The 16,678-nt window shown below is 63.2% G+C and carries 17 protein-coding genes; 14 read left to right on the forward strand and 3 right to left on the reverse strand.

Annotation, left to right across the window (positions count from 1 at the left end; translation table 11 throughout):
- Positions 1-92: 92 nt before the first annotated feature.
- The 13 genes from APH36_RS05480 (at position 93) to nuoN (ending at position 15,052) form a co-directional block, all read left to right on the forward strand.
- Positions 93-506 carry an NADH-quinone oxidoreductase subunit A gene (locus APH36_RS05480; protein WP_003251427.1) on the forward strand — a complete coding sequence of 138 codons (414 nt, stop codon included), beginning with the start codon at positions 93-95 and terminating at the stop codon, positions 504-506.
- Between the two features lie 10 nt (positions 507-516).
- Positions 517-1,194 carry an NADH-quinone oxidoreductase subunit B family protein gene (locus tag APH36_RS05485; protein ID WP_003251429.1) on the forward strand — a complete coding sequence of 226 codons (678 nt, stop codon included), beginning with the start codon at positions 517-519 and terminating at the stop codon, positions 1,192-1,194.
- A gap of 79 nt (positions 1,195-1,273) precedes the next feature.
- Positions 1,274-3,055 (forward strand): NADH-quinone oxidoreductase subunit C/D, encoded by a 1,782-nt coding sequence (nuoC, locus tag APH36_RS05490; RefSeq protein ID WP_019098402.1) that lies wholly within the window; start codon positions 1,274-1,276, stop codon positions 3,053-3,055.
- Between the two features lie 2 nt (positions 3,056-3,057).
- Entirely contained in the window at positions 3,058-3,555 is a 498-nt protein-coding gene (gene nuoE, locus APH36_RS05495) for an NADH-quinone oxidoreductase subunit NuoE (protein ID WP_012273294.1), read from the forward strand.
- The gene (gene nuoF / locus APH36_RS05500; RefSeq protein WP_060497812.1) at positions 3,552-4,916 is read left to right on the forward strand and encodes an NADH-quinone oxidoreductase subunit NuoF; all 1,365 of its coding nucleotides are present in this window, start codon (positions 3,552-3,554) and stop codon (positions 4,914-4,916) included. The genes nuoE and nuoF overlap by 4 nt, the downstream gene beginning before the upstream one ends.
- Positions 4,917-5,050: 134 nt before the next feature.
- Positions 5,051-7,765 (forward strand): NADH-quinone oxidoreductase subunit NuoG, encoded by a 2,715-nt coding sequence (gene nuoG / locus APH36_RS05505; protein ID WP_060497813.1) that lies wholly within the window; start codon positions 5,051-5,053, stop codon positions 7,763-7,765.
- Positions 7,762-8,769, forward strand: a complete 1,008-nt coding sequence (gene nuoH, locus APH36_RS05510) for an NADH-quinone oxidoreductase subunit NuoH (RefSeq protein WP_003251440.1) — start codon at positions 7,762-7,764, stop codon at positions 8,767-8,769. Before nuoG ends, nuoH begins: the two co-directional genes overlap by 4 nt.
- 11 nt (positions 8,770-8,780) lie before the next feature.
- Positions 8,781-9,329, forward strand: a complete 549-nt coding sequence (gene nuoI / locus APH36_RS05515) for an NADH-quinone oxidoreductase subunit NuoI (RefSeq protein WP_016488223.1) — start codon at positions 8,781-8,783, stop codon at positions 9,327-9,329.
- Positions 9,330-9,339: 10 nt separating this feature from the next.
- Positions 9,340-9,840 carry an NADH-quinone oxidoreductase subunit J gene (gene nuoJ, locus APH36_RS05520; RefSeq protein WP_060497814.1) on the forward strand — a complete coding sequence of 167 codons (501 nt, stop codon included), beginning with the start codon at positions 9,340-9,342 and terminating at the stop codon, positions 9,838-9,840.
- A 3-nt stretch (positions 9,841-9,843) separates the two neighbouring features.
- Positions 9,844-10,152, forward strand: a complete 309-nt coding sequence (gene nuoK, locus APH36_RS05525; protein ID WP_003251446.1) for an NADH-quinone oxidoreductase subunit NuoK — start codon at positions 9,844-9,846, stop codon at positions 10,150-10,152.
- Positions 10,149-12,002: an NADH-quinone oxidoreductase subunit L gene (gene nuoL / locus APH36_RS05530; protein WP_060497815.1), complete on the forward strand. Its 1,854-nt coding sequence runs from the start codon at positions 10,149-10,151 to the stop codon at positions 12,000-12,002. Before nuoK ends, nuoL begins: the two co-directional genes overlap by 4 nt.
- Positions 12,003-12,042: 40 nt before the next feature.
- Positions 12,043-13,575 (forward strand): NADH-quinone oxidoreductase subunit M, encoded by a 1,533-nt coding sequence (nuoM, locus tag APH36_RS05535; protein WP_060497816.1) that lies wholly within the window; start codon positions 12,043-12,045, stop codon positions 13,573-13,575.
- Between the two features lie 7 nt (positions 13,576-13,582).
- On the forward strand, positions 13,583-15,052 hold the full coding sequence (nuoN, locus tag APH36_RS05540; protein WP_012273301.1) for an NADH-quinone oxidoreductase subunit NuoN: 1,470 nt from the start codon (positions 13,583-13,585) through the stop codon (positions 15,050-15,052).
- A gap of 90 nt (positions 15,053-15,142) precedes the next feature.
- Here nuoN and APH36_RS30570 read toward each other — a convergent pair whose 3' ends face one another.
- A complete protein-coding gene (locus APH36_RS30570; RefSeq protein WP_082426343.1) occupies positions 15,143-15,406 on the reverse strand; it encodes an ogr/Delta-like zinc finger family protein in 264 nt (87 codons plus the stop codon).
- Between the two features lie 179 nt (positions 15,407-15,585).
- Here APH36_RS30570 and APH36_RS05545 point away from each other — a divergent pair, with 179 nt between their 5' ends.
- Complete coding sequence (locus APH36_RS05545) at positions 15,586-15,978, forward strand: helix-turn-helix domain-containing protein (RefSeq protein ID WP_060497817.1); 393 nt, start codon at positions 15,586-15,588, stop codon at positions 15,976-15,978.
- On the opposite strand, the gene APH36_RS05550 is transcribed toward APH36_RS05545, so the two are convergent.
- Positions 15,975-16,337: a hypothetical protein gene (locus tag APH36_RS05550; protein WP_060497818.1), complete on the reverse strand. Its 363-nt coding sequence runs from the start codon at positions 16,335-16,337 to the stop codon at positions 15,975-15,977. The genes APH36_RS05545 and APH36_RS05550 overlap by 4 nt on opposite strands.
- Positions 16,330-16,677, reverse strand: coding sequence for a head completion/stabilization protein (locus APH36_RS05555; protein WP_060497819.1), 348 nt, complete (start codon positions 16,675-16,677; stop codon positions 16,330-16,332). The genes APH36_RS05550 and APH36_RS05555 overlap by 8 nt, the downstream gene beginning before the upstream one ends.
- Position 16,678: the final 1 nt, after the last annotated feature.

Consider the following 16,678-nt stretch of genomic DNA (forward strand, 5'->3'; position numbering starts at 1 on the left):
CTGCGACATTTGGTCACTGCACCTGCGACACCACGTCGCCGCTTTACTTATTTCAGACTGCAGAGCTGGGTCTCTGTATAAGGATCTCTAGCATGTCCGATTCGGCAGGACTCATCGCCCACAACTGGGGCTTTGCCATCTTCCTCCTGGGTGTCGTCGGCCTGTGTGCCTTCATGCTCGGCCTGTCCAGCCTGCTCGGTAGCAAGGCCTGGGGCCGCGCCAAGAACGAACCCTTCGAATCCGGCATGCTGCCCGTCGGCAGCGCCCGCCTGCGCCTGTCCGCCAAATTCTATCTGGTCGCGATGCTGTTCGTGATCTTCGATATCGAAGCCCTTTTTCTCTTTGCATGGTCTGTGTCCGTCCGCGAAAGCGGCTGGACCGGGTTCGTCGAAGCTCTCGTTTTCATAGCAATTCTGTTGGCAGGTCTTGTCTACCTATGGCGCGTCGGTGCTCTTGATTGGGCTCCCGAAGGTCGCCGCAAGCGGCAAGCGAAGCTGAAACAATGAGGCTTTGGCAATGCAATACAATCTCACCAGAATCGATCCGGATGCGCCTAACGAGCAGTACCCGGTAGGTGAACGGGAAACCGTCACCGACCAGCTGCTAGAGGACCAGGTCCACAAGAACATCTTCATGGGCAAGCTTGAAGATGTGCTGCGTGGCGCGGTCAACTGGGGTCGCAAGAACTCCCTCTGGCCGTACAACTTCGGCCTGTCCTGCTGCTACGTGGAAATGACCACGGCCTTCACGGCACCCCACGACATCGCCCGCTTCGGCGCCGAAGTCATCCGGGCCTCGCCGCGTCAGGCCGACTTCATGGTCATCGCCGGTACCTGCTTCGTCAAAATGGCGCCGATCATCCAGCGCCTGTACGAGCAGATGCTCGAGCCCAAGTGGGTCATCTCCATGGGGTCGTGCGCCAACTCCGGTGGCATGTACGACATTTACTCGGTCGTTCAGGGGGTCGACAAGTTCCTCCCCGTGGACGTCTATGTGCCTGGCTGCCCGCCACGCCCTGAGGCTTTCCTGCAAGGCTTGATGCTGTTGCAGGAGTCGATCGGCCAAGAACGACGCCCGCTTTCCTGGGTTGTTGGTGATCAAGGTATTTACCGTGCCGAGATGCCAGCCCAGAAAGACCTTCGTCGTGAGCAGCGCATTGCAGTCACCAACCTGCGCAGCCCCGACGAAGTCTGATCCAGCGACCTGCCGCCCGCTCCCGAAGGAGCCGGCGGCCTGGCTTCATTCTTAACGTTGACCCAAAGCGACCGAGACCATGACAGCGGACAACGCTATTTTCATTCCGCCTTACAAGGCTGACGACCAGGATGTGGTCGTCGAACTGAACAACCGTTTTGGCGCCGAAGCATTTGTCGCCCAGGAAACCCGCACCGGCATGCCCGTGCTGTGGGTCAAGCGCGCCCAGCTCAAAGAGGTGCTCAGCTTCCTGCGTGGCGTGGCCAAGCCGTACAGCATGCTGTACGACCTGCACGGCGTCGACGAACGCCTGCGCACCCAGCGCCGTGGCCTGCCAGCCGCCGACTTCAGCGTGTTCTACCACCTGCTATCGGTCGAGCGTAACAGCGACGTGATGATCAAGGTGTCGCTGAGCGAAGGCGACCTGAACCTGCCGACCGTGACCGGTATCTGGCCAAACGCCAACTGGTACGAGCGTGAAGTCTGGGACATGTTCGGCATCGACTTTGCCGGCCACCCGCACCTGAGCCGCATCATGATGCCGCCCACCTGGGAAGGCCACCCGCTGCGCAAGGACTACCCGGCCCGTGCCACCGAGTTCGACCCCTACAGCCTGACCCTCGCCAAGCAGCAGCTTGAAGAGGAATCGGCGCGCTTCAACCCGGAAGCCTGGGGCATGAAGCGTCAGGGCGCCAACGAGGACTACATGTTCCTCAACCTCGGCCCCAACCACCCTTCGGCGCACGGTGCCTTCCGTATCGTCCTGCAGCTGGACGGTGAAGAGATCGTCGACTGCGTTCCGGACATCGGCTACCACCACCGTGGTGCCGAAAAAATGGCCGAGCGCCAGTCCTGGCACAGCTTCATCCCCTACACCGACCGTATCGACTACCTCGGCGGGGTGATGAACAACCTGCCGTACGTGCTCGCCGTAGAGAAGCTGGCCGGTATCAAGGTGCCGCAGAAAGTCGACGTGATTCGCATCATGCTCGCCGAGTTCTTCCGCATCACCAGCCACCTGCTGTTCCTGGGCACCTACATCCAGGACGTGGGCGCCATGACCCCGGTGTTCTTCACCTTCACCGACCGCCAGCGCGCCTACACCGTGATCGAAGCGATCACCGGTTTCCGCCTGCACCCGGCCTGGTACCGCATCGGTGGCGTCGCCCACGACCTGCCGCGCGGCTGGGACAAGCTGGTCAAGGACTTCGTCGAATGGCTGCCCAAGCGCCTCGACGAGTACGAAAAGGCTGCCCTGCAGAACAGCATCCTCAAGGGCCGTACCATTGGCGTTGCCGCGTACAACACCAAGGAAGCCCTGGCCTGGGGTACTACTGGTGCCGGCCTGCGTGCCACCGGTTGCGACTTCGACCTGCGTAAAGCCCGCCCTTACTCCGGCTACGAGAACTTCGAGTTCGAAGTACCGCTGGCCCACAACGGCGATGCCTACGATCGCTGCATGGTCCGTGTCGAGGAGATGCGCCAGAGTATCCGCATCATCGACCAGTGCCTGCGCAACATGCCGGAAGGCCCGTACAAGGCGGATCACCCGCTGACCACGCCGCCGCCGAAAGAGCGCACCCTGCAGCACATCGAAACCCTCATCACGCACTTCCTGCAAGTCTCGTGGGGCCCGGTCATGCCGGCCAACGAGTCGTTCCAGATGATCGAGGCGACCAAGGGCATCAACAGTTACTACCTGACGAGCGATGGCGGCACCATGAGCTACCGCACCCGGATCCGTACCCCGAGCTACCCGCACCTGCAGCAGATCCCTTCGGTGATCAAAGGCAGCATGGTCGCCGACCTCATTGCGTACCTGGGCAGTATCGACTTCGTTATGGCTGACGTGGACCGCTAAGCATGAACAGCACGCTTATCCAGACAGACCGTTTCGCCCTGAGCGAAACCGAGCGCTCGGCCATCGAGCACGAAATGCATCACTACGAGGACCCGCGCGCGGCGTCCATCGAAGCCCTGAAAATCGTCCAGAAGGAACGTGGCTGGGTGCCGGACGGCGCCATTCACGCCATCGGCGAAGTGCTGGGCATCCCGGCCAGCGATGTCGAGGGTGTCGCCACCTTCTACAGCCAGATCTTCCGTCAGCCGGTCGGCCGCCACATCATCCGCGTGTGCGACAGCATGGTCTGCTACATCGGCGGCCATGAGTCCGTGGTCAGCCAGATCCAGAGCGAGCTGGGCATCGGCCTTGGCCAGACCACCGCCGACGGCCGCTTCACCCTGCTACCGGTGTGCTGCCTGGGCAACTGCGACAAGGCCCCGGCGCTGATGATCGACGACGACACCTTCGGCGACGTACAGCCGGCTGGCGTTACCAAACTGCTGGAGGGTTACGTATGACCATTACTTCCTTCGGCCCGGCCAACCGCATTGCGCGTACCGCCGAAACCCACCCGCTGACCTGGCGCCTGCGTGACGACGGCGAGCCGGTCTGGCTGGCCGAGTACGAGTCCAAGAACGGCTATGCCGCCGCGCGCAAGGCGCTGGCGCAAATGTCGGCCGACGACATCGTGCAAAGCGTCAAGGACTCCGGCCTCAAGGGCCGTGGTGGTGCAGGCTTCCCCACTGGCGTGAAGTGGGGCCTGATGCCCAAAGACGAATCCATGAACATCCGCTACCTGCTGTGCAACGCGGACGAAATGGAGCCGAACACCTGGAAGGACCGCATGCTGATGGAGCAACAGCCCCATCTGCTGGTCGAGGGCATGCTGATCAGCGCCCGCGCCCTGAAGGCCTACCGTGGCTACATCTTCCTGCGTGGCGAATACACCACCGCAGCGAAAAACCTCAACCGCGCCATTGATGAAGCCAAGGCCGCAGGCCTGCTGGGCAAGAACATCCTGGGTTCCGGTTTTGACTTCGAGCTGTTCGTGCACACCGGTGCCGGCCGCTACATCTGCGGTGAAGAAACAGCACTGATCAACTCGCTGGAAGGCCGCCGCGCCAACCCGCGCTCCAAGCCGCCCTTCCCTGCCGCCGTGGGCGTGTGGGGCAAGCCGACGTGCGTGAACAACGTCGAAACCCTGTGCAACGTGCCGGCCATCGTCGCCAACGGCAACGACTGGTACAAGTCGCTGGCCCGTGAAGGCAGCGAAGACCACGGCACCAAGCTGATGGGCTTCTCCGGCAAGGTGAAAAACCCGGGCCTGTGGGAACTGCCGTTCGGCGTCACCGCCCGCGAGCTGTTCGAAGACTACGCCGGTGGCATGCGCGACGGCTTCAAGCTCAAGTGCTGGCAGCCAGGCGGCGCCGGTACCGGCTTCCTGCTGCCCGAGCACCTCGACGCCCAGATGTACGCCGGTGGCATCGCCAAGGTCGGCACCCGTATGGGTACCGGTCTGGCCATGGCGGTGGACGACAGCATCAACATGGTGTCGCTGCTGCGCAACATGGAAGAGTTCTTCGCCCGCGAGTCGTGCGGCTGGTGCACCCCCTGCCGTGACGGCCTGCCGTGGAGCGTGAAGATGCTGCGCGCGCTGGAGAAAGGCCAGGGCCGTGCCGAAGACATCGAGACGCTGCTGGGGCTGGTCAACTTCCTCGGCCCAGGCCGCACCTTCTGTGCTCACGCACCCGGTGCCGTCGAGCCGCTGGGCAGTGCCATCAAATACTTCAGGTCCGAGTTCGAGGCCGGTGTCGCCCCAGCGTCCGCTGGTGACACCCTGCGCCCTAACCTGGCCAAGCCGATCGTGGTCGGCGCATAACAAGACGATTAAGGCGGGTGGTCCGTGCCACTCGCCAGCTTGCCGACAGGCCCGAGTCCATCGAGGCGTGCCGCAAGCTCACCGATTTCCATTAGCCACGCCCGCTCACGCGGGCCAACGAAGAACTTTGAACAATGGCCACTATCCACGTAGACGGCAAAGCGCTCGAAGTCAACGGTGCAGACAACCTGTTACAGGCGTGTCTGTCACTCGGCCTCGACATCCCTTATTTCTGCTGGCACCCGGCGCTTGGTAGCGTTGGCGCCTGCCGGCAGTGCGCGGTCAAGCAGTACACCGACGAGAACGACACCCGTGGTCGTATCGTCATGTCCTGCATGACCCCTGCCTCCGACGGCACCTGGATCTCCATCGACGATGACGAGTCCAAGGCGTTTCGCGCCAGCGTCGTCGAATGGCTGATGACCAACCACCCGCACGACTGCCCGGTGTGCGAGGAAGGCGGTCACTGCCACCTGCAGGACATGACGGTAATGACCGGCCACAACGAGCGCCGCTACCGTTTCACCAAGCGTACCCACCAGAACCAGGACCTCGGCCCGTTCATCGCCCATGAGATGAACCGCTGCATCGCCTGCTACCGCTGCGTGCGCTACTACAAGGACTACGCCGGTGGTACCGACCTGGGCGTCTACGGCGCCCACGACAACGTGTACTTCGGCCGCGTCGAAGACGGCGTGCTGGAAAGCGAGTTCTCCGGCAACCTGACCGAGGTCTGCCCGACCGGCGTGTTCACCGACAAGACCCACTCCGAGCGCTACAACCGCAAGTGGGACATGCAGTTCGCCCCGAGCATCTGCCACGGCTGCTCCAGCGGCTGCAACATCAGCCCGGGTGAGCGTTACGGCGAACTGCGCCGTATCGAGAACCGCTTCAACGGTTCGGTCAACCAGTACTTCCTGTGCGACCGTGGCCGCTTCGGCTATGGCTACGTCAACCGCAAGGACCGCCCACGCCAGCCACACCTGGCCGATGGCACCAAGCTGGGCCTGGACGCCGCCCTGGACAAGGCCGCCGACCTGCTGCGCGGCCGCACCATCGTCGGTATCGGCTCGCCACGCGCCAGCCTGGAAAGCAACTACGGTCTGCGTGAACTGGTCGGCGCCGACTACTTCTACGCCGGTATGGAAGCAGGCGAACTGGCCCGTGTGCGCCTGGCCCTGAACGTGCTGAACAACAGCCCGCTGCCAGTGCCGACCCTGCGTGACATCGAAGACCACGACGCCGTGTTCGTGCTCGGCGAAGACCTGACCCAAACCGCTGCCCGCGTTGCCCTGGCCGTGCGCCAGGCCACCAAAGGCAAGGCCGAGGCCATGGCCGAAGCCATGAAAGTGCAGCCGTGGCTCGACGCCGCCGTGAAGAACATCGGCCAGCACGCGCTGTACCCGCTGTTCATCGCCTCCCTGGCTGAAACCAAGCTGGACGACGTTGCCGAAGAGTGCGTACACGCCGCCCCGGCCGACCTGGCCCGCATCGGTTTCGCCGTGGCCCACGCCATCGAGCCGAGCGCACCTGCCGTTGCTGGCCTGGACGACGAAGCCAAGGCCCTGGCCCAACGCATCGCCGACGCCCTGGTCGCGGCCAAGCGCCCACTGGTGGTCGCTGGTACGTCCCTGGCCGACCCGGCGCTGATCGAAGCGGCCGCCAACATCGCCAAGGCCCTGAAGCTGCGCGAGAAGAACGGCTCGCTCAGCCTGGTGGTGCCTGAAGCCAACAGCATCGGCCTGGCCATGCTCGGTGGCGAGTCCGTCGATGCTGCGCTCGACGCCGTCATCAGCGGCAAGGCCGACGCCATTGTCGTGCTGGAAAACGACCTGTACGCCCGCGTACCGGCCGCCAAGGTCGACGCAGCCCTGGCTGCGGCCAAGGTGGTGATCGTTGCCGACCACTCGAAAACCCCGACGGTCGACCGCGCCCACCTGGTGCTGCCGGCTGCCTCGTTCGCCGAAGGCGACGGCACCCTGGTCAGCCAGGAAGGCCGTGCCCAGCGCTTCTTCCAGGTGTTCGACCCGCAATACCTGGACAGCAGCATCCAGATCCACGAAGGCTGGCGCTGGATGCACGCCCTGCGTGCCACCCTGCTGAACAAGCCGGTCGACTGGACCCAGCTGGACCACGTCACCAGCGCCTGCGCCGAAGCCGCCCCGCAACTGGCCGGCATCGTCAACGCGGCCCCAAGCGCCGCGTTCCGCATCAAGGGCATGAAGCTGGCCCGTGAGCCGCTGCGCTACTCCGGCCGCACCGCCATGCGCGCCAACATCAGCGTGCACGAACCGCGCACCCCGCAAGACAAGGACACCGCGTTCGCCTTCTCCATGGAAGGCTACTCGGGCTCCGCCGAACCGCGCCAGCAGGTGCCGTTCGCCTGGTCGCCGGGCTGGAACTCGCCACAAGCCTGGAACAAGTTTCAGGATGAGGTCGGTGGCCACCTGCGTGCCGGTGACCCGGGCGTGCGCCTGATCGAGTCGCAAGGCGACCGCCTGAACTGGTTCAACGCCATTCCGGGTGCCTTCAACCCGGCCCGTGGCACTTGGACCGCCGTGCCGTTCTTCCACCTGTTCGGCAGCGAAGAAAGCTCCTCGCGCGCCGCCCCGGTACAAGAACGCATCCCGGCTGCCTACGTGGCCCTGGCCAAGTCCGAAGCCGACCGCCTGGGCGTCAACGACGGTGCCCTGCTGAGCCTGAACGTGGCCGGTGTGGCCCTGCGCCTGCCGCTGCGCATCAATGAAGAGCTGGGCGCAGGCCTGGTCGCGTTGCCGAAAGGCCTGGCCGGCATTCCGCCTGCCATCTTCGGTGCATCCGTCGAAGGTCTGCAGGAGGCAGCACAATGAGCTGGTTCACCCCCGAAGTAATCGACGTGATCCTCACCGTGCTGCGGGCCATCGTGGTCCTGCTGGCGGTGGTGGTCTGCGGCGCGCTGCTCAGCTTCGTCGAGCGCCGCCTGCTGGGCTGGTGGCAGGACCGTTACGGCCCGAACCGCGTAGGCCCGTTCGGTATGTTCCAGATTGCAGCCGACATGCTGAAGATGTTCTTCAAGGAAGACTGGAACCCACCTTTCGTCGACCGCGTCATTTTCACCTTGGCACCGGTCGTGGCCATGAGCGCCCTGCTCATTGCCTTCGTGGTCATCCCGATCACCCCGACCTGGGGCGTTGCCGACCTGAACATCGGCCTGCTGTTCTTCTTCGCCATGGCCGGCCTGTCGGTCTACGCGGTGCTGTTCGCTGGCTGGTCGTCGAACAACAAGTACGCCCTGCTGGGCAGCTTGCGTGCTTCGGCACAGACCGTGTCGTACGAAGTGTTCCTGGGCCTGGCGCTGATGGGCGTGGTGGTGCAGGTGGGCTCGTTCAACATGCGCGACATCGTTGAATACCAGGCCCAGAACCTGTGGTTCATCATTCCGCAGTTCTTCGGCTTCTGCACCTTCTTCATCGCTGGCGTCGCCGTGACCCACCGTCACCCGTTCGACCAGCCAGAAGCAGAACAGGAACTGGCCGACGGCTACCACATCGAGTATGCCGGCATGAAATGGGGCATGTTCTTCGTCGGTGAGTACATCGGCATCATCCTCATCTCGGCGCTGCTGGTAACCCTGTTCTTCGGCGGCTGGCACGGCCCGTTCGGCATCCTGCCGCAACTGTCGTTCCTGTGGTTCGCGCTGAAGACCGCGTTCTTCATCATGCTGTTCATCCTGCTGCGCGCCTCGATCCCGCGCCCACGCTATGACCAGGTGATGGACTTCAGCTGGAAGTTCTGCCTGCCGCTGACCCTGATCAATTTGCTGGTGACCGCTGCGATCGTGCTCTACAACACGCCAGCCGTCGCGGCCCAGTGAGGATTTGACCCATGTTCAAGTATATCGGCGACATCGTTAAGGGCACCGGCACACAGCTGCGCAGCCTGGCCATGGTGTTCTCCCACGGGTTCCGCAAGCGCGACACCCTGCAATACCCCGAAGAACCCGTTTACCTGCCGCCGCGCTACCGCGGCCGTATCGTCCTCACCCGCGACCCCGATGGCGAGGAGCGCTGCGTAGCGTGCAACCTCTGCGCGGTGGCCTGCCCGGTTGGCTGCATCTCGCTGCAGAAAGCCGAGACCGAGGACGGTCGTTGGTACCCGGAATTCTTCCGCATCAACTTCTCGCGTTGCATTTTCTGCGGCCTGTGTGAAGAAGCGTGCCCGACCACCGCGATCCAGCTGACGCCGGATTTCGAAATGGCCGAGTTCAAGCGTCAGGACCTGGTGTACGAGAAAGAAGATCTGCTGATCTCCGGCCCCGGCAAGAACCCTGACTACAACTTCTACCGTGTTGCGGGTATGGCCATCGCTGGCAAGCCGAAAGGCGCTGCGCAGAACGAAGCCGAGCCGATCAACGTGAAGAGCTTGCTCCCATAAGGACAGAAAGATGGAATTCGCTTTCTACTTCGCATCCGGGATCGCCGTGGTCTCCACCCTTCGGGTGGTGACCGGTACCAACCCCGTGCACGCCTTGCTTTACCTGATCATTTCGCTGATTTCCGTGGCCATGATCTTCTTCTCCCTGGGTGCGCCGTTCGCCGGCGCCCTGGAAGTGATCGCCTACGCCGGCGCCATCATGGTGCTGTTCGTGTTCGTGGTGATGATGCTCAACCTGGGGCCGGCTTCGGTCGCCCAGGAACGGGGCTGGCTCAAGCCCGGCATCTGGGTCGGGCCAGTGATCCTCGGCGCCCTGCTGCTGGCAGAGCTGCTGTACGTGCTGTTCGCCACCCCGAGCGGCGCTGGCATCAGCGGTACCACCGTGGGCCCGAAAGCAGTGGGTATCAGCCTGTTCGGCCCTTACCTGCTGGTGGTCGAACTGGCGTCGATGCTGCTGCTGGCTGCAGCCGTCACCGCCTTCCACCTGGGCCGCAACGAGGCGAAGGAGTAAATCATGGGTGCTATCCCTCTCGAGCACGGTCTGGCAGTCGCCGGCATCCTGTTCTGCTTAGGTCTGGTTGGCCTGATGGTCCGCCGCAACATCCTCTTCGTGCTCATGAGCCTGGAAGTCATGATGAACGCCTCTGCCCTGGCGTTCGTCGTCGCCGGTGCCCGTTGGGTCCAGCCCGACGGCCAGGTGATGTTCATTCTGGTGATCAGCCTGGCAGCCGCCGAGGCCAGTATTGGCCTGGCCATCCTGCTGCAACTGTATCGCCGCTTCCACACTCTCGACATCGATGCTGCCAGTGAGATGCGCGGATGAACCTTCTCTTCCTGACTTTCGTCTTCCCCCTCGTCGGCTTCCTGCTGCTGTCGTTCTCGCGCGGGCGGTTCTCGGAGAACCTGTCCGCCCTGATCGGCGTCGGCTCGGTGGGCCTTTCGGCGGCCACCGCCGCCTACGTCATCTGGCAATTCAACGTCGCCCCGCCTGAAGGCGGCGCGTACAGCCAGCTGCTGTGGCAGTGGATGTCGGTGGACGGCTTTGCGCCGAACTTCACCCTGTACCTGGATGGCCTGTCGGTCACCATGCTGGGCGTGGTCACTGGCGTGGGCTTCCTGATCCACCTGTTCGCCTCCTGGTACATGCGTGGCGAAGCCGGCTACTCGCGCTTCTTCTCGTACACCAACCTGTTCATCGCCAGCATGCTGTTCCTGATCCTGGGCGATAACCTGCTGTTCATCTACTTCGGCTGGGAAGGCGTGGGCCTGTGCTCGTACCTGTTGATCGGTTTCTACTACAGCAACCGCAACAACGGTAACGCGGCACTCAAGGCCTTCATCGTCACCCGTATCGGCGACGTGTTCATGGCCATTGGCCTGTTCATCCTGTTCGCCCAGCTGGGTACCTTGAACGTGCAGGAACTGCTGGTGCTGGCACCGCAGAAGTTCCAGGCGGGCGACACCTGGATGGTGTTGGCAACCCTGATGCTGCTGGGCGGTGCGGTCGGTAAATCGGCCCAGCTGCCACTGCAGACCTGGCTGGCCGACGCGATGGCAGGCCCGACCCCGGTTTCGGCGCTGATCCACGCCGCGACCATGGTGACCGCAGGCGTGTACCTGATCGCCCGCACCAACGGCCTGTTCCTGCTGGCGCCGGACATCCTGCACCTGGTAGGCGTTGTCGGTGGTGTGACCCTGGTGCTGGCCGGCTTCGCCGCGCTGGTACAGACCGACATCAAGCGTATCCTCGCCTACTCGACCATGAGCCAGATCGGCTACATGTTCCTGGCCCTGGGCGTCGGTGCCTGGGACGCGGCGATCTTCCACCTGATGACCCACGCCTTCTTCAAGGCCCTGCTGTTCCTTGCCTCCGGTGCGGTGATCGTTGCCTGCCACCACGAGCAGAACATCTTCAAGATGGGCGGCCTGTGGAAGAAACTGCCGCTGGCCTACGCCAGCTTCGTGGTAGGTGGCGCTGCCCTGGCTGCACTGCCGATCGTGACCGTGGGCTTCTACTCCAAGGACGAGATCCTCTGGGAAGCCTTCGCCAGCGGCAACACCGGCCTGCTGTACGCCGGCCTGGTGGGTGCGTTCATGACCTCGCTGTACACCTTCCGCTTGATCTTCATCGCCTTCCACGGCGAAGCCAAGACCGAAGCCCACGCCGGCCATGGCATCAGCCACTGGCTGCCACTGGGCGTGCTGATCGTGCTGTCGACCGCCGTCGGTGCCTTGATTCACCCGCCGCTGGCAGGCGTGCTGCCTGAAAGCGCCGGCCATGCCGGTGGCGAAGCCAAGCACGCGCTGGAGATCACCTCGGGTGCCATCGCCATCGCCGGTATCCTGCTGTCGGCCCTGCTGTTCCTGGGCAAGCGCACCTTCGTCAGCGCAGTTGCCAACAGCGGCATCGGCCGCGTCCTGTCGGCCTGGTGGTTCGCCGCCTGGGGCTTCGACTGGATCTACGACAAGCTCTTCGTCAAACCGTACCTGCTGATCAGCCACATCCTGCGCAAGGACCCGGTTGACCGCAGCATCGGCCTGATCCCTCGCATGGCGCGTGGCGGCCACGTCGCCATGAGCAAGACCGAGACAGGCCAACTGCGCTGGTACACCGCCTCTATCGCCGTGGGTGCCGTGCTGGTGCTCGGCGCTGTGGTAGTGGCTGCGGTATGACTATGAATCTTGCGACTTTGCCAAAGGAAACCAACCCGTCATGATTTTGCCTTGGCTGATCCTGATCCCCTTCATCGGCGGCTTCCTGTGCTGGCTGGGTGAGCGCTTCGGCGCCACCCTGCCGCGCTGGATCGCGCTGCTGACCATGTCCCTGCTGCTCGGCATCGGCCTGTGGCTGTGGGGCACCGGCGACTACACCCTCGCCCCCGCTCCGGGCGCCGAACCTGCCTGGGCCGTGGAATACAAAATCCAGTGGATCCAGCGCTTCGGCATCAGCATCCACCTGGCCCTCGACGGCCTGTCGCTGCTGATGATCCTGCTCACCGGCCTGCTCGGTGTGCTGTCGGTACTGTGTTCCTGGAAAGAAATCCAGCGCCACGTCGGCTTCTTCCACCTCAACCTGATGTGGATTCTCGGCGGCGTGGTCGGTGTGTTCCTGGCCCTGGACCTGTTCCTGTTCTTCTTCTTCTGGGAAATGATGCTGGTGCCGATGTACTTCCTCATCGCGCTCTGGGGTCACAGCTCGGCGGACGGCAAGAAAACCCGGATCTACGCGGCGACCAAGTTCTTCATCTTCACTCAGGCCAGCGGCCTGATCATGCTGGTGGCGATCCTGGGCCTGGTGCTGGTCAACTACAACACCACCGGCGTGCTCACCTTCAACTACAGCGACCTGCTCAAGGCCGAGCTGCCAGCCGGTGTCGAGTACGTGCTGATGCTGGGCTTCTTCATCGCCTTCGCGGTGAAGCTGCCAGTGGTGCCGTTCCACTCCTGGCTGCCTGACGCTCACGCCCAGGCACCGACCGCAGGCTCCGTGGACCTGGCGGGTATCTTGCTGAAGACTGCGGCCTACGGCCTGCTGCGCTTTGCACTGCCGCTGTTCCCGAACGCCTCGGCAGAGTTCGCGCCCATCGCCATGACCCTGGGCCTGATCGGTATCTTCTACGGTGCCTTCCTGGCCTTCGCACAAACCGACATCAAGCGCCTGATCGCCTTCTCCAGCGTCTCGCACATGGGCTTCGTGCTGATCGGCATCTACTCCGGCAGCCAGCAGGCCCTGCAAGGCGCGGTGATCCAGATGCTGGCCCACGGCCTGTCGGCTGCCGCGCTGTTCATCCTGTCCGGCCAGCTGTATGAGCGCCTGCACACCCGCGACATGCGCCAGATGGGCGGCCTGTGGCACCGCATCGCCTACCTGCCGGCCATCAGCCTGTTCTTCGCGGCGGCATCGCTGGGCCTGCCAGGTACCGGCAACTTCGTCGGCGAGTTCCTGATCCTGATCGGCAGCTTCGTGCATGTCCCGTGGATCACCGTGATCGCCACCACCGGCCTGGTCTTCGGTTCGGTGTACTCGCTGATCATGATCCACCGCGCCTACTTCGGCCCGGCTAAGTCCGACACCGTGCTGGCCGGCATGGACGGTCGCGAGCTGGTCATGGTGCTGGGCCTGGCGGTGTTGCTGATCCTGCTGGGCGTGTATCCGCAGCCGTTCCTCGACACCTCTGCCGCCACCATGAGTGGTGTGCAGCAGTGGCTCGGTTCCGCTTTCACTCAACTCGCTTCGGCCCGGTAAGAGCGCTATGGAATTCACCACTCAACACTTTATCGCATTGGCGCCGATGCTGATCACCACCATCACCACGGTGGTGGTGATGCTGGCGATCGCCTGGAAGCGCAACCACTCGCAGACCTTCCTGCTGTCCACCGTGGGCCTGAACCTGGCCCTGCTGTCGATCCTGCCGGCGCTGAAGGTTGCGCCACTGGCGGTCACCCCGCTGATCACCATCGACAAGTTCGCCTGTCTCTATATGGCGATCATTCTGGTGGCGACGCTGGCTTGCGTCACCCTGGCCCACGCCTACCTGGGCGAAGGGTCCAAGGGCTTCCCGGGGAACCGTGAAGAACTGTACCTGCTGCTGCTGATGTCGGCCTTGGGTGGCCTGGTGCTGGTCAGCGCCAACCACCTGGCCGGCCTGTTCATCGGCCTGGAGCTGCTGTCGGTACCGGTCTACGGCCTGGTGGCGTATGCCTTCTTCAACAAGCGGTCACTGGAAGCCGGCATCAAGTACATGGTGCTGTCGGCTGCCGGTTCCGCCTTCCTGCTGTTCGGCATGGCCCTGCTGTACGCCGATGCCGGTAGCCTGAGCTTCGACCAGATCGGCAAGGCCCTGGCTACCACCAGCATGCCAAGCCTGGTGGCCCAACTGGGCCTGGGCATGATGCTGGTTGGCCTGGCCTTCAAGCTGTCGCTGGTACCGTTCCACCTGTGGACCCCGGACGTGTACGAAGGCGCCCCGGCGCCGGTCGCCGCGTTCCTGGCCACCGCCAGCAAGGTGGCGGTATTCGCCGTGGTGGTGCGCCTGTTCATGCTCTCCCCTGCTGCCAGCAGTGGCGTGCTTAGCACCGTACTGGCAGTGATCGCCGTCGCTTCGATCCTGATCGGTAACCTGCTGGCGCTGACCCAGAGCAACCTCAAACGCCTGCTCGGTTACTCGTCCATCGCCCACTTCGGTTACCTGGTCATTGCCCTGGTCGCCAGCAAGGGCCTGGCCCTGGAAGCCATGGGCGTGTACCTGGTCACCTACGTGATCACCAGCCTGGGCGCCTTCGGTGTCATCACCCTGATGTCCTCGCCATACGGCGGCCGTGACGCCGATGCGCTGTACGAGTACCGCGGCCTGTTCTGGCGCCGTCCGTACCTGACCGCAGTACTGACCGTGATGATGCTGTCGCTGGCGGGTATCCCGCTGACCGCTGGCTTCATCGGCAAGTTCTACATCATTGCCACCGGCGTCGAGTCGCACCTGTGGTGGCTGGTCGGTGCGCTGGTGATCGGTAGCGCCATCGGCGTGTACTACTACCTGCGCGTCATGGTCACCCTGTACCTGGTCGAGCCAAACCTGCGTCGCCACGACGCCCCGCTGAAGTGGGAACAGCGCACCGGTGGCGTCATGCTGCTGGCCATCGCCATTCTCGCCTTCGTGCTGGGTGTGTACCCGCAGCCACTGCTGGAACTGGTTCAGCAAGCCGGCCTGCAACTGATCGGCTGATTACCCCGGCAGTTTTGGCAAGACAAAACACCCCGCCTAGGCGGGGTGTTTTTTTATCTGCACGTTTTATTGCCTGTACCCAACGGCCCCTCACCCAAGCGGGCTACCCTGGCCTGCACCCGGCAAGGCGGCCTTGCGCAAATCACCATTGGCTGAAGGCAGGTAGACTTCCGGGTTGGGCATACCACTCGGGGAGAGTTCGTGGGTCATTTCGAATTCGGCCCGCACTGACCAGCCACACGCCTCGGTGGTGCATTGCAAATAAGCGATCCGCAGGAAAATATGGCGCCCTTCGCTAGTGCGTATACGCATACGGCTGTGGCAATGCGGACAAACCAGCTTGTAAGTACTCACGGCAAATACCTACTAGCATTGACCAGGCAGGCCTGTGTGTAAGTATTGGCTGCAACTATGGGTGTATTCTTCAATTTGGTGGTTCTCATTGCAGAAATGCTCCTTAAAACGCAGGGCTGTATTCATAACGAGTAGTTTAAGCCCATGGAATATCATTAAACCAGTCATGGATATTTGTTATGAGTACTCACGTACTTACCGAGGTGCTCGCACGCCTCAAGCTTCTTACCCGCTCCCAGTCCGACGCCGACCTGTCCCGTGCACTTTCCATCAGCCCGCAAACACTCAGTAGCTGGAAGGTGCGCGACAGCATCCCGTACGCACTTTGCATGGAGATCGCCAGGCAGCATGCATGCTCCCTGGACTGGCTACTGCTGGGTGAAACGGCACAGCGCCCCGGGCACGAATGTGAAGCCGGCTGGGAGGGCGACGTGCTCGAACGCCTGCGCGCACTCTCACCCGACGACCGCCACACCATCCTGTTGCTCATCAAGGACAAGCAACGTATCCAGCAGCTGGAACAACAATTGAGCGAACTGCGCAGCCAGCTACCTCAGGCCACCGGCAGCTAACCCCGGCGGCGCCAGCGCTGTATGAGCTCGCGTGGGTCGAGCGTATCCAGCCAGACCATGACCTTGAGGCTGATGGGGATGACCACCACGGCGGCCACGAATGCCGCCATGCCTCGGGTCAGCAAGGGTGCCAGCGATGAAACCAGCGGCTCGAACAGGTGCCCCACCCCCACGGTCACGAACACCAGCAGCAATTTCTTGCCCAGCGTCAGGCGTCTGGCTGCATCGGTGATCAACCGGTCACGTGCAGCACTCACCAACAAAGCCCCTAGCAAAGCAGCGAACAACACACTGCCATCAACGCCCAACAGTTCGATCAGCGACAAGACCAAGCGGTCGATAAGGGACTTCTCAGGCATGGGTAGCACTCCGACGGGAGGTCGGCAAGTACGCGCTCGAGCCAAGGCTGTACAGGACCGCAGCTTCGACAAAACGGATGTAACACAGCCGCAAAGCGCGCCCCTGGTCGTGCCCGGCCACATCCTCAAGGCGCTTGTAACCGCGCTCTCGCAGCACTGCGCGCCAACCCGCGAACTCGCGTGCAGCATCAATGGCGGCGCAACGTGCAGCCACCTCCAGCGCGGTCTCACTGACGGGCCGCAGCACGCTCAGGCGTTCGCGTAGCCTGCCCAGGTCTACCCGGGGCCAGAACGGGTCATGGCTATCGGCATAGCGTGGCAGTAAACGTTCGTTGCTCATG

Source organism: Pseudomonas sp. NBRC 111133 (assembly GCF_001320605.1).
Taxonomy (GTDB): domain Bacteria; phylum Pseudomonadota; class Gammaproteobacteria; order Pseudomonadales; family Pseudomonadaceae; genus Aquipseudomonas; species Aquipseudomonas monteilii.

Coding starts and splice junctions, on each gene's coding strand:
- APH36_RS05550 (WP_060497818.1), bottom strand. CDS start 16,337: ATGCCTGAGAAGTCCCTTATCGACCGCTTGGTCTTGTCGCTGATCGAA.
- nuoF (WP_060497812.1), top strand. CDS start 3,552: ATGACCATTACTTCCTTCGGCCCGGCCAACCGCATTGCGCGTACCGCC.
- nuoG (WP_060497813.1), top strand. CDS start 5,051: ATGGCCACTATCCACGTAGACGGCAAAGCGCTCGAAGTCAACGGTGCA.
- APH36_RS05555 (WP_060497819.1), bottom strand. CDS start 16,677: ATGAGCAACGAACGTTTACTGCCACGCTATGCCGATAGCCATGACCCG.
- nuoJ (WP_060497814.1), top strand. CDS start 9,340: ATGGAATTCGCTTTCTACTTCGCATCCGGGATCGCCGTGGTCTCCACC.
- nuoE (WP_012273294.1), top strand. CDS start 3,058: ATGAACAGCACGCTTATCCAGACAGACCGTTTCGCCCTGAGCGAAACC.
- nuoK (WP_003251446.1), top strand. CDS start 9,844: ATGGGTGCTATCCCTCTCGAGCACGGTCTGGCAGTCGCCGGCATCCTG.
- APH36_RS05485 (WP_003251429.1), top strand. CDS start 517: ATGCAATACAATCTCACCAGAATCGATCCGGATGCGCCTAACGAGCAG.
- APH36_RS05545 (WP_060497817.1), top strand. CDS start 15,586: ATGAGTACTCACGTACTTACCGAGGTGCTCGCACGCCTCAAGCTTCTT.
- nuoL (WP_060497815.1), top strand. CDS start 10,149: ATGAACCTTCTCTTCCTGACTTTCGTCTTCCCCCTCGTCGGCTTCCTG.
- nuoC (WP_019098402.1), top strand. CDS start 1,274: ATGACAGCGGACAACGCTATTTTCATTCCGCCTTACAAGGCTGACGAC.
- nuoH (WP_003251440.1), top strand. CDS start 7,762: ATGAGCTGGTTCACCCCCGAAGTAATCGACGTGATCCTCACCGTGCTG.
- APH36_RS05480 (WP_003251427.1), top strand. CDS start 93: ATGTCCGATTCGGCAGGACTCATCGCCCACAACTGGGGCTTTGCCATC.
- nuoM (WP_060497816.1), top strand. CDS start 12,043: ATGATTTTGCCTTGGCTGATCCTGATCCCCTTCATCGGCGGCTTCCTG.
- nuoN (WP_012273301.1), top strand. CDS start 13,583: ATGGAATTCACCACTCAACACTTTATCGCATTGGCGCCGATGCTGATC.
- nuoI (WP_016488223.1), top strand. CDS start 8,781: ATGTTCAAGTATATCGGCGACATCGTTAAGGGCACCGGCACACAGCTG.